This window comes from Nonomuraea thailandensis, from assembly GCF_024172165.1.
Lineage (GTDB): Bacteria > Actinomycetota > Actinomycetes > Streptosporangiales > Streptosporangiaceae > Nonomuraea > Nonomuraea thailandensis.
Genome location: NZ_JAMZEB010000002.1, coordinates 2,010,034 through 2,022,731 on the forward strand (window position 1 = coordinate 2,010,034; position 12,698 = coordinate 2,022,731).

Here is a 12,698-nt window from a genome sequence, read left to right on the forward strand (position 1 = left end):
CGGTAGCCGGAGGCTCGTCCCGGGTTGGCAGGGCGGCTCATTCCGGATGGTTGCCGGAGTCGGCCCCCGCGTCGAACGGCGTGGTCACCCCCTCGTAGGCCAGGTGGAAGGTCATGCCGAGGGCGGCGTGGCCGAGGTCGTGGCAGTGCGACATCCAGATGCCGGGGTTGTCCGCGGGCAAGGCCACCTCCCACACCTCGCCCGGGGCCACGTCGAAGGAGTCCATCCAGAGCGGGCCCGTGGCGGGGCGGCCGTCGCGGGACAGCACGAGCACGTGGTGGCCGTGCGGGTGCATGGGATGGGTCTCCTTGCCCCGGTTCACCAAGGTGATCTTGATGAGGTCGCCGCGGCGTACGACGGGGGTCTCGATGCCCGGCCACACCTGGCCGTTGACCGTGTGCGCCATCGCGGGGGCGCCGTCGAGCAGCGCGAGCCTGCGGTCCAGCACCCACGTGAGCCGCTGGTCGAACGCCTGGGGGAGCGGGCGGGCGGCGCCGTAGGCGGTGATGTCGAGCAGCGGGCCGCGTTGGGGCGCGGGCGGTGGCCCGTCGCCCAGCATCAGGCCCAGGTCGGGACGGTCGTTGACGGTCAGCAGGACGGGCCGGGCGGGCATGGTGAACGTCAGGTCGTAACGGCCTCCCGCCGCCAGGCGCAACCGCCTTCCGCGCAGGGCGCCGGGCCGCTCCAGGTCGTGGCCGTCCACCGCGGCCAGCCGGTACGGGGTGCCCGTCAGGGCGAGGGTGACGGGCGTGTTGTCGGTGGCGGCGATCCGGAGCCGTACGGAGGTGCCGGGGGCGGTGGGCAGGCGGGCCAGGCCGTCGGCGGGCGGCCGGTCGTCCACGGCCACGGTCGGCACGCCGCCCAGCGTGTGCACCGCCACCGTGTGATCGGCGCCGTCATGGCCGGTCACGTTCTCGGCCGTCGAGTCACCAGGGGAGACCGGGCCGGTGGGCGGGTCCACGACGAACATGCCGAACAGGCCCATCCGGACCGCCGGATCCGACATGTCATGGCTGTGATACCAGTAACTGCCCTGCCGGTCGGCGCGGAAGCGGTAGGCGAACTCGCCGCCCGGCCGCACCGCGTCCTGGGTCACTCCCGCCACGCCGTCGTCGCCCGCGGGCACGTGGTAGCCGTGCCAGTGCAGGGTGACGGCCAGGTCGGGCATCCGGTTGCGCAGGCGCACCTCGACCAGCTCGCCCTGCCGGACGCGCAGGGTCGGCCCCGGCACCCGGCCGTCGAACGTCCACGCCTCCACCTTCCGGCCGGAGGCGAGCGTGACAGTGGCGGGGCGGGCGGTCAGCGTGAACGTACGGTCGGGCCGGCCGCTCTCGCGCAGCTCGGTCACGGCGACCCCGGCCGCCCGGGCATCGCCGGGGGCGCCCAGGTGGAGGTGGGCGGGCAGGCGGCTCGACCACATGGACGCGCCACCCCAGACCAGCGCGAAGCACAGCACGACGACCCCGCCGACCGCACTCACCCGCCCACCGCCCGTACTCACCCGAGGGCCGCCCGTACTCACCCGAGGGCCGACCGAGTCCAGCGGCCCGCCGTCTGCGCCGGTCGGCTCGCCACCCGCGCTCAGCGGCCCGCCGACCGCACCCGCGTGCCTGCCTGCGCTCAACCGCAAGGTCGCGGCGGAGGCCCCGGCCACCAGCGCGGCGATCAGGCCCGCCGCCACCGGAGGCACCGGGTAGGACACGGTCATCGCCACCAGAACGCCGCCGAGGCCGCCATAGCCGGCCACGATGACCGGCCCGACAGCGCGCTCCCCAGCGACGCGACCGGGAAAGGCGGCCGCATCGGCGGAGTCCTCACCGACGGAGACCCCACCTGAGGAGACCCCACCTACGGAGGCGTGAGCAGCGGAGGGGTGAGCGGCGGAGGGGTGAGCGGCGGAGGGGTGAGCGGTCGAGGCCCGGGCGGTCGAGGCGAGGCGGAGCGGGCGTGGCAGGGTGACGATCGCGGCCACCAGCCCCGGGCCGGCCACCATCGGCAGCGCCACGAGCAGCCGATCGGCGGCGAACCACCAGCCCGCCTGGGCCAGCGCCACCACCAGCACCACCCGCAGCGCCGTCACCAGCAACGCCAGCCCGAGCAGCCCCGCCGCGACCCACGCCGTACGGGACGAGCTGTCCCGCGAGGGCGTGACCGAGGAGGCGCCCGCCGTTCGGGAGGGGCCGCCTCCTGTGAGCGTCACCGGCGAGGAGGTCCGCGAGGCGGTCCGCGAGGCGGTCCGCGAGGCGGCCAGCGCGGCGATGGCCGCCGCGACCCAGCAGGCCGCGACGGCGGCGAGGACGACGTCGTCCAGGGCCAGCAGCCGCCCGGTCGACACGGTCAGCGCCCGACCGGCGCCACGGCGGCGGCCTCGGCGCCCGCGTGCCGGAGCAGCGCCCGCGCCCCGCGGTACTCCGCCACGACCGCCCACAACAACACCAGCCCCAGCACGGCGTGAAAGCCCAGGACCGCGTTGCTCCCCGTGGTGGACACCCCGGGCTCCCCGAACATCCCGGCCAGCGGGAAGACGACGAACAACTGCGCCACGACGACGCCGACGGGCACGAGGGCGAGCCCGACGAGCCTGCCCCCCGCCCGGGCGAGCGCCGCGACGAGGGTGACCACCAGCGCGAGGACGGGAATCACGATGGTGCCGTTGATGATGTGCGGCACGATGGGCCCGGCCATCGGCGCCGGCTGCGGCCGGTGGAACGCGCCGAACGTCGCCAGGTAGAACTGCACGAGCACCGCTCCCACCTGCAGGGCGGCCAGAACGATCAGGATCTTGCGCACGAGACTCCTTCCAGAGGGAAGCCCCACGGTGCCCCGTCCGCGTTGGACCCCGCTTGGACGGCGCCCCCGCCCGCCCCCGGCCCGCCTCCAACCCGGCCTCCGACCCCGGCCCCGGCACAGGGCCTCCGCCCCGGGGCCTCCAAGCGATTCCCAATCACCCCCGCCCACCCTCCCCCCATGGACGTCCCGCAGATCCACCTCCCCGGCCAGGCCGCCGCGGCCCCCGGCCCCTTGGACATGACCAACATGTACCTCGCCCACCACGGCTTCCGCCGCGACCTCGGCCGCCTGATCACGGCGGTGTGCGAGGTGAGCGCGGGCGACCGGCGCAGGATCACCGGCCTGCGCCGCCACCTGTCCTGGGTGCTCCTCGTCCTGCACCACCACCACACGGCCGAGGACGACACCGTCTGGCCCGTCCTGCGCGAGCGCGCTCCCGAGGCGGCCGAGATCATGGACGTGATGGAGGCGGAGCACGCGGCGGCGGCCGAGGGGATCGCCCGCAGCGAGCAGGCGTTCGACGCGTTCGCCGCCGACCCGGCCGAGCCCGCCCGCGAACGCCTGGCCGAGGCCCTGCGCGCGCTCGCCGCCACGATCGGCGCCCACCTGGCCCACGAGGAGACGATGGCGATCCCGCTCATGCAGGCGCACATCACTGCGGCGGAGGACGCCAGAGGACACGACGACGTGCGCCGCCAGTACGGCCCGCGCCAGATGTTCACCCTGGTCGGCTGGCTCCTGGACGGGCTGCCCGCCGCCGCGCTGGACGAGCTGCGCGGCAGGTCACCGCTGGGCATGCGGGCCGTGGCCGCCCTCGCCCGCCCGGCCTACCGCCGCCGCACCGCCCACCTGTGGCGGTAGGGCGGCTTGTCAAGGGCTGTCCTGACCCCGCCCTGACTTGTCACACTCGGGCCGTAGCCGGCCACCGTCAGCGCCGGCCACCTTCCGAGGAGACGCCTGTGACTGTGATCGACGACCTGGCCGCCCCGCCGCCCGGCAGCCCTCGCACGGCCGTACGGGAGAGGATGCCGCTGCTGCTCGGCGCCCTCGTGACGGGCGCGCCGATCGCCCTGGGGTGCGAGGCGGTGCTGCAGGCGGAAGAGGTCCTCATGATGGGCGGCGGCCTGCCCGTACGGCTGCGCTCCCTGCGCCGCCGGCTGGCCAGGCTCCTGTACGACCAGCGGTACGGCGTGAGCACCGCGGACTTCGCCGACCTCGCGGAGTTCGGCCTCGACCACCCGGAACGCGTCTACTACTCGCCCGCCCACTGGGGCACCCTGCGCCGGGCGCTGCCCGTCAGGGACGTCGGAGGCCAGGACGTGTTCCTCGACCTCGGGGCGGGCAAGGGCAGGATGGTGCTGGAGGCGGCGGGCGCGTACCCGTTCAAGCAGGTGATCGGCGTCGAGCTGTCGGCCGAGCTGACCGAGGTGGCCAGGGCCAACCTGGCCGCCACGAGGCTGCGGCTGCGCGCGCGTGAGGTGCGGTTCGTGCAGTCGGACGTGCTCGACTACGACATTCCCGACGACGTCAGCGTGGTGTTCCTCAACAACCCGTTCAGGGGGCGGACGTTCGCCGCCGCCATGGAACGATTGCTGGGCTCGGCCGACAGGAACCCGCGCCCGATCACGCTGATCTACTTCAACCCGGTCGAGGAGGCGCACCTGCTGGGCACCGGCCGTTTCCGCCACCTCCGCACGGTGACGCCCCGGCGGCGCAGGGACACGGGCGTGTTCGGCACCACGCGCGTGTACGAGGTGACGACGTAGCGGCTGCCCGTCGCCGCCTTGACGTCCGGGGCGCATCCGCAAGTTAATGTGAACATGAAGTCGAGCGACTCGATGCGCATCGGCGAGCTGGCCGAACGGTTCGACCTGGCGCCGCACGTGCTGCGCCACTGGGAGGCCATGGGCCTGCTGACCCCCGCCACCCGGGTGAACGGCCGCCGCCGTTACACCCGCGACCATGTCGTACGGGTCATGACGATCATCCGGGCCAAGGGCGGCGGGATGAGCCTCGACCAGATCAGGGACGTGCTCGGCGCGGCCGGCCAGGCCGAGCGCCGAGCACTCCTCGAACGACATCACGCGGACCTCGAGCGGCGGCTGGAGGAGATCACGGCGTCCAAGCGGCTGATCGAGCACCTCATGGAGTGCACCGCCGAGGACTTCACGCAGTGCCCGTCCTACCGGCGCATCGTCGAGGGCGCCGCCGGCCTGCGGGGCCTGCGTGAGGACGGGTGCGTGATCCGAAGCGGCTAGGCCGCCTCGAACCGGCGCTGGCAGCCGATGCAGTAGCGGGCCAGCGGGCGGATCTTGAGCCGTTCGAACGGGATGCCCGCCTCGCAGTGCCCGCAGCGGCCGTAGCCGCCGGTGTCGAGCCGGTCGAGGGCCTGGGTGAGCTCGGCGATGGCGCGGTCGGCGGTGGTCAGGGAGACGAGCAGCTCCTGCCACGTGTCGTCCGCGCCGGTGCTCTGCCGCGCCTCGTCCTGGAGGCCGAGCAGGTGGCGGCTGCGCCGTTCGAGCTGCTCCTGGAGGTCCTGGCGGAGGGTCTGGAGCTGGACGGTGCTGAGGTGTGAGGCTCCGTGGGTGTCGGTCATGATCAGAGATCCTTTGTCGGGGATGAGCACGCTGACGGGACGACCGGCACACACCGGACCGGTCGTCATGGCTGGCCGCCGGGCGCGCGATGGCATCGCCGGGAAGGCGGACGCGCGCGGCAAGGCCCCACGGCACGGCCGTAGAGCTCCTGGGGTGGTGAAAGGCGGCGGCTAGATCAGCGGCGGGCTGCGTGACCCCGTGGCGAGGTGGGCGAACTGCTGAGGGTCGCGGATCGCGGCCTCGTCGTGGCCGGGCGACGGCAGCAGCGCCAGATGGCCGGCTTCGGCCTGCCGCTCGCCCCGCAGCGGCGGCCACAGCGACAGCACGTGGTGCTCGCGCACGCCGGTGGCCTGGGGCGGCAGGGTGGAGAGCTCGGCGCCCGGGTCGTCCAGGCTCCACGCCGGCCAGTACGGCATGCCGGCCCGCAGGCCGGCGCCCCCGCTGCCGGAGCCCCATGAGGCTCCGACGAGCAGCAGGGACAGCAGGACCAGGCCCATCACGCCGGAGAACGCGATGGACCTTCGTGGTGTTCTCCACGGTCCCGTCATACGGGCGACCATAGCCCAGAACCCCACAAAGGGCACTTCGGTACTTCGGGGTCAGGCCGCCCAGTTCCGTACGGCGGGGACGTACCCGGCGGGCTTGTCGGCGACCTTGGCGCCCGGGTTGACCAGCCGGCTCTGGTAACCCGGGGTGAACATCCGGTACACCGACTCCGCGGGCACCTCGCTCGCCTCGTCCAGCCGGGCGCGCAGCCCGGCGGGCAGCTCGAAGTCGAGGGCCGACAGGTTGGCGTCGAGCTGGCCGACGCTGCTCGCCCCCATGATCGCCGAGGCCACGCCGGGCCGGGTGGCGACCCAGTTGAGCGCGACCTGGGCCATCGGCCTGCCGGTCTCGGCGGCGACCTGCTCCAGGGTCGCCAGGAGCCGCCATTCCCTGTCGGTCCACGCGCCGCCCGCGCCGCTCAGCCGGCCCTCGCCGGTCACGCCCTGGCCGGACCGGCGGTACTTGCCGGTGAGGAAGCCGCTGCCGAGCGGGCTCCACGCGGTGATGCCGAGGCCCAGGGTCTGGCCCATGGGGACGTGCTCGCGCTCGATCGCCCGGTCCACCAGGGAGTAGGGGAGCTGCAGGCTGACCAGCGGGGCGAGCGCGTGCGCCTCGGCCAGGGTCTGGGCCCGGGCCGCGTACCAGCCCGGCACGTCCGACAGGCCCGCGTACCGGATCTTGCCGGCTCTGGTGAGGTCGTCGAACGTGCGCATGACCTCCTCGACCGGGGTGATCCGGTCCCAGGTGTGCAGCAGGAACAGATCGACGTGATCGGTGCGCAGGCGGCGGAGCGACGCCTCGAGCGCCCTGATCATGTGCTTGCGGCCGTTGCCCCCGGCGTTCGGATCGCCGGGGTCCACGCTGTTGGTGAACTTGGTGGCGAGCACCACGCGGTCACGCACCCCGGCCTCGGCGACGAGGTTGCCGAGGATGGTCTCGCTCTCCCCGGCGGTGTAGAAGTCGGCGGTGTCGATGAAGTTGCCCCCGGCTTCGAGGTAGCGGCGGAATATGGGGCGGGCCTCGTCCTCGGTCCTGCCGTACGCGGCGTGGAAGCCGCCGGTGCCGAAGTTCATCGTGCCGAGGGCGAGGCGGCTGACGCGCAGGCCGGAGCGGCCCAGCAGGAAGTACTGATCCATGGACATGCGGTCAGCTTGCGCCCGGAAAAATGGACCCGCAAGTCCAAAAGTGGGTAGGGTGGGTCACACGAGTCCGATCAGGGGCGGAGGCCGACCATGCAGACGCTGACCCGCAAGGGAGCCGCGACGCGGCAGCGCATCCTCGAAGGCGCGGGCGAGCTCATCCGCGAGCACGGCGTGGCCGCCACGACCCTCGACGACGTGCTGTCCGCGACCTCGACCAGCAAGAGCCAGCTCTTCCACTACTTCCCCGGCGGGCGGGAGGAGCTGCTGCTGGCCGTGGCCCGGTTCGAGGCCGGCCGGGTGCTGGAGGACCAGCGGCCGCAGCTCGACGAGCTGACCTCCTGGCCGGCCTGGGACGCCTGGCGCGACAAGGTCGTCGACCGCTACCGGCGGCAGGGCCGCCTGTGCCCGCTCAACGCCGTCACCTCGCACCTCGGCGACCGCACGCCCGGAGCCCAGGCGGTGGTCACCGAGCTGATGGGGCGCTGGCAGTCCGAGATCGCCGCCGGCGTGCGGCACATGCAGGCCGCCGGCGAGATCGACCCCGGCCTCGACCCCGAACGGGCGGCCGCCGCGATCCTCGCCGGCATCCAGGGCGGCGTGCTGATCCAGATGTCCACCGGGCAGACCACCCACCTGGAGTCCGCCCTCGACCTCGGCATCGCCTACCTCAGGTCGAGCCGGGCTCAGGCCCCCCAGGCGACCGGCAGCCGCAGCGCGCCGTAGATGTCCAGGCCGCCGCGCAGCGGCACCTCGCCGGCGGGCACGGCCAGCCGCAGCTCCGGGAAGCGGCCGATCAGCGCGGGCAGCGCGACACGCAGCTCGACCCGGGCGAGCTGCTGGCCCAGGCACTGGTGCGGGCCGTGGCCGAAGGCCAGGTGCCCCACGGCGGGCCGGCGCAGGTCGAGCCTGTCCGGGTCGGCGAACCTGTCGGGGTCGCGGTTGGCCGACTGCACCGAGACGACGACCGTCTCCCCGGCCCTGACGAGCCGGCCGCCCAGCTCGACGTCCTCCAGCGCCGCCCGCTGGCCGGTGTGGGCGATGCTCAGGTAGCGCAACAGCTCCTCGACGGCCTGGTCGGCGAGCTCCGGCTCCTCGCGCAGGGCCGCGAGCTGGGCGGGATGACTCAGCAGGGCGAAGGTGCCCAGCGCGATCATGTTCGCGGTGGTGTCGAGCCCGGCGCCGAGCAGGAAGGCGCCGATGCCCGCCAGCTCCTGGTCGTCGAGGCCGGTGCCGGCCAGGTCGCTGAGCAGGTCGTCGGTGGGGTGAGAACGCTTGGTCAGGACCAGCCCGTGCAGGTACTCGCTCAGCTCGCCGAAGGCCGCGTGCTGCTCCTCCGGGCCGTGGTCGCCGCCGGCCAGCACCGCGGCGTGCCGCTGGAACGTCTCGCGGTCGGCGTACGGGACCCCGAGCAGCTCGCAGATCACCAGCGCGGGCACCGGCTGGGCGAAGAGCCGCACCAGGTCCGCGGGCGGGCCGTGCTCGGCCAGGACGTCCAGCTGCGCGGCGGTGATCTCCTGGACGCGCTCGGTGAGCAGCCTCATGCGGCGCACGGTGAACCTGCCGATCAGCAGCCGGCGGTAGCGGGTGTGCTCGGGAGCGTCGATCCCGGTGAGGTCGCCGATGGCGGCCGGAGGCGTCTCGCCGAAGGTCACCCCCGGCAGCGGGTGGTGCATGAGCTCGGGCCGCGAGCTGAAGCGGGGGTCGCCCAGCACCGCGCGGGCCAGGGCGTGGCCGGTGACCAGCCAGCCCGCGTGCCCGTCGGGGAAGGTCAGCGGGCTGATCGGCGCCTGCTCCCGGATCCCGGCCAGCTCCGGCGGCGGGTCGAAGGGACAGCCGGGGGCGCGGGTGAGGGGGAGCCCATGGGTGTCGGGCATGCGTCCTCCAGGAGTGTGCGGCGTTCTTGCATGGGGAACACTGTACGCATATCGGCATAGCGTTCGCAACCCGATGACGATGTACGCGTCCGGTTTATCCGGTGGCGGTCACGGCGCGCGTGTGCCCACAGTGGCCCCATGCCGCAGAACACCTTCGACGCGCGCCTGGCCGAGACCTACGAGGCGAAATGGCCCGAGCTGTTCGACCCCGCGGTGGTCGACCCGGCGGTCGACTTCCTCGCCGCGCTGGCGGGCCCGGGCGCCGCGCTGGAGCTCGGCGTCGGCACCGGCCGCCTCGCCCTCCCGCTCAGCCGGCGGGGCGTACGCGTGCACGGCATCGACCTGTCGGCCGCCATGCTCGCGCAGCTCCGCACCAAGCCCGGCGCGGAGCGCGTCGGCGTGACCAGCGGCGACTTCGCCACCACACGGGTGGACGGCACGTTCGCCCTCGCGTACCTGGTGCGCAACACGATCACCAACCTGACCACGCAGGACGAGCAGGTCGAGTGCTTCCGCAACGCGGCGGCACACCTCGGCCCGGGCGGCTGCTTCGTCATCGAGGTGTACGTCCCGGAGCTGCGGCGGCTGCCGCCCGGCCAGACCGTCCACCCGTTCGCGGTGACGCCGGCGCACCTGGGGTTCGAGGAGTACGACGTCGCCGCGCAACTCGCCGTCTCCCACCATTACTGGACGACGGACGGGCAGGTCGAGACGTACTCCTCGACCCACCGCTACGTGTGGCCGGCCGAGCTGGACCTCATGGCGCGCCTGGCCGGGATGACCCTGCACGAGCGCTGGGCCGGGTGGGGGCGCGAGCCGTTCACGGGCGACAGCAGGAGCCACGTCTCGGTCTGGCGCAAGACCGCCTCGTGAGGCGCGGCGCCCGCTCACGCGGTGTGGCGCGGCGGCAGGGGTGCCGCCGCGCCGGGGTGCCCGAAGGTCAGCTCGCGCTGCAGGAGACCGTCGGCCAGGTGTAGTTGCCGTTGTGCTGGACGGTCACGCCCCAGTTGTTGCCGCTGCCGTTGGGCCTGGCGGTCAGCACCTGGGCGCTGGGGTAGCTGGCGCTGATGTTCCAGGTGGACAGGATCTTCGCGGGGGAGGGCACGTTCATCGTGACGGTCCAGTTGCTGGAGCCGCTGACCGACACGTTGAGGTTGTAGCGGTCGCTCCACTGCTGGCCCGCGGACAGCGTGGCGGTGCAACCCCCGCCGCCGCCACCACCGCCGCCGCCACCGCCACCGCCGCCGCCTCCGCCGGAGGAGCCGCCGACCGTGATGTTGGAGCTGCCGCTGCTCTGGTAACCCTCGGTGGCGAGGATCTGGTAGTCATGGCTGCCCAGGCTCATGCCGTTGCGGGCCCAGGCGTCGAAGTGGTTGCCGGCCGTGATGGTGCCGCCGGTCTTCTTCGACTGGCGCACGCTCCAGTACTGGTTGAAGGTCCGGGTGCCCTCGATGGACGGCGCGTTGTAGCGCGTCGTCTGGTAGATGTCGTACGTGCCGCCGTCGCTGGTCACCGTGCCCTTGTACGTGCCGGTCGGCCGGTAGGTGCCCCAGTTGTCGACGATGTAGTACTCGACGAGCGGGTTCCTGGTCCACCCGTACAGGGTCAGGTAGGCGTTGCCCGAGGGGTTGAAGCTGCCCGAGTAGCTGACCGTCCTGCGCCCGCCGGGGTTCCAGCCCTTGCCGGCCACGAAGTTCCCGGTGTTGCGCCAGGAGGTGCTGTAGTTGCCGCCTGATCCCAGCTCCATGGAGACCGTGCCCTGGCTGTCGGTCCAGAACGAGTAGAAGTAGCCGTTGTTGGTGCCGGTCTGGTTGGTGGTGATGGCCGCGTGCGCGACGCTCGGCAGCATCGCCACGGCCAGCGTCGCGACCACGGCGCAGGCCCGGCCTGCGAGCCGCGCGAGGCGGCCGCGTCTGCGGCTCTGTGGGGGGTGGGGTGCGTCGTTCATGTGCGTGCTTCCTTCTCGTGAAGGGGCATCGTCGAAACTATCGGAACGGTGGCGAAAGTATCGGATGTGTTGTGCGGAGTTGTCAATGTTTCCGGTCAGGAGGTGAGGGGACTGCTGGGAGCGGAGTGAGGTGGCGGGCAATCGACCTGGTGAGGGCTAGGTGCGGCCCGGGGTCGGCAGAGGTGAAAATTTCAGAAGTGTTCCGAAACTTGCTGTCTCGGTTAAGGCGCATTGCCGCTTCCTAGGAGTATTAGGTATAACCTAATTCCTCTAGGAAAGAGGTGACGTGCATGGCACGGATGGGGCTGACGGCAGAGCGCGTAACGCTGGTCGGGGCCGAGCTGGCGGACGAGGTCGGGCTGGAGCACGTGACCATGTCGGCGGTGGCGCGCCGGCTCGGGGTGAAGGACGCCAGCCTGTACGCGCACGTCCGCAACCTCGACGACCTGCGAGGGCGGATCGCGCTGCTGGCGGCGGACGAGAAGACCATCCGCATCGCGGAGGCCACCGCCGGCCGGTCGGGCAGGGACGCGCTGGTGGCCTACGCGGACGCGTGGCGCGGTTACGCCCACGACCACCCGGGCCGCTACACCGCCACGCAGACCCCGATGCAGATCGACCCCGAGCTCGCGGCCCGGGCGGCCGGGCCGCGGCGCGCGATCGAGCTGACGTACAGCATGCTGCGCGCCTACCGGCTGGAGGAGCCCGACCTGACCGACGCGGTCCGGCTGATGCGCAGCACGCTGCACGGCTTCGTCAGCCTCGAGGCCGCGGGCGGTTTCGCGCACGCGCGCCCGGCGCAGGCCACCTGGCTGCGCTGCCTCGACGCCCTGCACACCCTCCTGGAGCACTGGCCGGAACACGAACACGAAGGAGAACCGGAATGACCACCCCCACCATCGGCCACCTGCGCGTGGCCGGCGCGAACCTGCGCTACGAGGTGCGCGGCAGCGGCCCGCTGCTGCTGCTGATCCCCGGCGGCACGGGCGGCGCCGCCGCGTTCGACGGCGTCGCGGCCGGCCTGGCCCGCGAGTACACCGTCGTCTCCTACGACCCGCGCGGCCTGTCCCGCAGCCCGCTGGCCGACCCCGAGGCCCGGCAGTCGGTCGAGCAGCACGCCGACGACGCGTTCCGGCTGCTGGAGCTGCTGTCGCCGGGCGCGCCCGCGCGCGTGGCCGGGACCAGCTCGGGCGCGATCGTCGCGCTGCACCTGCTCGCCGCCCACCCCGGGCGGGTCGAGCGCGTCGTGGCGCACGAGCCGCCGGTGGTCGAGGTGCTGCCGGACGCCGCCGAGCACCGCGCGCTGCTCGCCCGCGTCGACGAGACGTTCCGCCGCGAGGGGCTGATGCCCGCGGCGGCCGTGTTCGCGCAAGGCCTCAAACGCCCCGACGCCGAAGACCCCAAACGGGGCAGGCCCGGCGATGCCGCCGAAACCTCCGCCGCCACCGAGCTTCCACCAGAGGCGGCGGCCCGGGCGGAGCGCACGATGGCGGGCCTGCCGTACTTCCTCGGGCGGATCGTGCCGAGCTTCATGGCCTACACCCCCGACCTGGCAAGGCTCCGGACCCTGTCGGACCGCCTGGTGCTCGCGGCGGGCGAGGACTCGCGCGGCGAGCTGCCCTACCGCCCCGCGGCCTTCCTGGCCGAGCGGTTCGGCACGGAGCTCGTGCACTTCCCGGGCGGGCACGTGGGGCTGACCACGCACCCCGCCGAGTTCGGCGAGTTGCTCCGCAAGGTCCTGAGCGCCTAGCTCCCGACTGGCGGGCGCCACTCCACCCCCACGGCTTGATTTTCTACTATT

General features: G+C 73.2%; 14 protein-coding genes. 7 read left to right on the forward strand and 7 right to left on the reverse strand.

Going from position 1 to position 12,698, the window contains the following annotated elements:
* Window positions 1-37: 37 nt before the first annotated feature.
* Entirely contained in the window at window positions 38-2,335 is a 2,298-nt protein-coding gene (locus tag HD597_RS65795; RefSeq protein ID WP_253742318.1) for a multicopper oxidase family protein, read from the reverse strand.
* Between the two features lie 2 nt (window positions 2,336-2,337).
* Complete coding sequence (locus HD597_RS13235) at window positions 2,338-2,790, reverse strand: DUF6220 domain-containing protein (RefSeq protein ID WP_253742319.1); 453 nt, start codon at window positions 2,788-2,790, stop codon at window positions 2,338-2,340.
* Window positions 2,791-2,967: 177 nt separating this feature from the next.
* Here HD597_RS13235 and HD597_RS13240 point away from each other — a divergent pair, with 177 nt between their 5' ends.
* From HD597_RS13240 to HD597_RS13250, 3 genes are all read left to right on the forward strand, one after another.
* Window positions 2,968-3,651, forward strand: coding sequence for a hemerythrin domain-containing protein (locus tag HD597_RS13240; protein WP_253742320.1), 684 nt, complete (start codon window positions 2,968-2,970; stop codon window positions 3,649-3,651).
* A gap of 98 nt (window positions 3,652-3,749) precedes the next feature.
* Window positions 3,750-4,556, forward strand: a complete 807-nt coding sequence (locus HD597_RS13245; RefSeq protein ID WP_253742321.1) for a class I SAM-dependent methyltransferase — start codon at window positions 3,750-3,752, stop codon at window positions 4,554-4,556.
* Window positions 4,557-4,610: 54 nt separating this feature from the next.
* Window positions 4,611-5,048, forward strand: a complete 438-nt coding sequence (locus HD597_RS13250) for a helix-turn-helix domain-containing protein (protein WP_253742322.1) — start codon at window positions 4,611-4,613, stop codon at window positions 5,046-5,048.
* Here the strand turns inward: HD597_RS13250 and HD597_RS13255 are convergent.
* The 3 genes from HD597_RS13255 to HD597_RS13265 form a co-directional block, all read right to left on the reverse strand.
* Window positions 5,045-5,386, reverse strand: coding sequence for a TraR/DksA family transcriptional regulator (locus HD597_RS13255; protein WP_253742323.1), 342 nt, complete (start codon window positions 5,384-5,386; stop codon window positions 5,045-5,047). The two genes, HD597_RS13250 and HD597_RS13255, sit on opposite strands and share 4 nt — an antisense overlap.
* A 171-nt stretch (window positions 5,387-5,557) precedes the next feature.
* A complete protein-coding gene (locus HD597_RS13260; protein WP_253742324.1) occupies window positions 5,558-5,935 on the reverse strand; it encodes a hypothetical protein in 378 nt (125 codons plus the stop codon).
* 51 nt (window positions 5,936-5,986) lie between these two features.
* Window positions 5,987-7,075 (reverse strand): aldo/keto reductase, encoded by a 1,089-nt coding sequence (locus HD597_RS13265; protein WP_253742325.1) that lies wholly within the window; start codon window positions 7,073-7,075, stop codon window positions 5,987-5,989.
* A gap of 90 nt (window positions 7,076-7,165) precedes the next feature.
* Here HD597_RS13265 and HD597_RS13270 point away from each other — a divergent pair, with 90 nt between their 5' ends.
* Entirely contained in the window at window positions 7,166-7,798 is a 633-nt protein-coding gene (locus HD597_RS13270) for a TetR/AcrR family transcriptional regulator (RefSeq protein ID WP_253742326.1), read from the forward strand.
* Here the strand turns inward: HD597_RS13270 and HD597_RS13275 are convergent.
* Entirely contained in the window at window positions 7,759-8,949 is a 1,191-nt protein-coding gene (locus HD597_RS13275; protein ID WP_253742327.1) for a cytochrome P450, read from the reverse strand. The two genes, HD597_RS13270 and HD597_RS13275, sit on opposite strands and share 40 nt — an antisense overlap.
* A gap of 138 nt (window positions 8,950-9,087) precedes the next feature.
* Between HD597_RS13275 and HD597_RS13280 the strand changes: the two genes are divergently transcribed.
* Window positions 9,088-9,822: a class I SAM-dependent DNA methyltransferase gene (locus HD597_RS13280; protein ID WP_253742328.1), complete on the forward strand. Its 735-nt coding sequence runs from the start codon at window positions 9,088-9,090 to the stop codon at window positions 9,820-9,822.
* A gap of 67 nt (window positions 9,823-9,889) precedes the next feature.
* On the opposite strand, the gene xynA is transcribed toward HD597_RS13280, so the two are convergent.
* On the reverse strand, window positions 9,890-10,897 hold the full coding sequence (gene xynA, locus HD597_RS13285) for an endo-1,4-beta-xylanase XynA (RefSeq protein WP_253742329.1): 1,008 nt from the start codon (window positions 10,895-10,897) through the stop codon (window positions 9,890-9,892).
* Between the two features lie 290 nt (window positions 10,898-11,187).
* On the opposite strand from xynA, the gene HD597_RS13290 reads away from it, so the two are divergent.
* Window positions 11,188-11,784 (forward strand): TetR/AcrR family transcriptional regulator, encoded by a 597-nt coding sequence (locus HD597_RS13290; RefSeq protein WP_253742330.1) that lies wholly within the window; start codon window positions 11,188-11,190, stop codon window positions 11,782-11,784.
* Window positions 11,781-12,647 carry an alpha/beta fold hydrolase gene (locus HD597_RS13295; RefSeq protein WP_253742331.1) on the forward strand — a complete coding sequence of 289 codons (867 nt, stop codon included), beginning with the start codon at window positions 11,781-11,783 and terminating at the stop codon, window positions 12,645-12,647. The genes HD597_RS13290 and HD597_RS13295 overlap by 4 nt, the downstream gene beginning before the upstream one ends.
* Window positions 12,648-12,698: the final 51 nt, after the last annotated feature.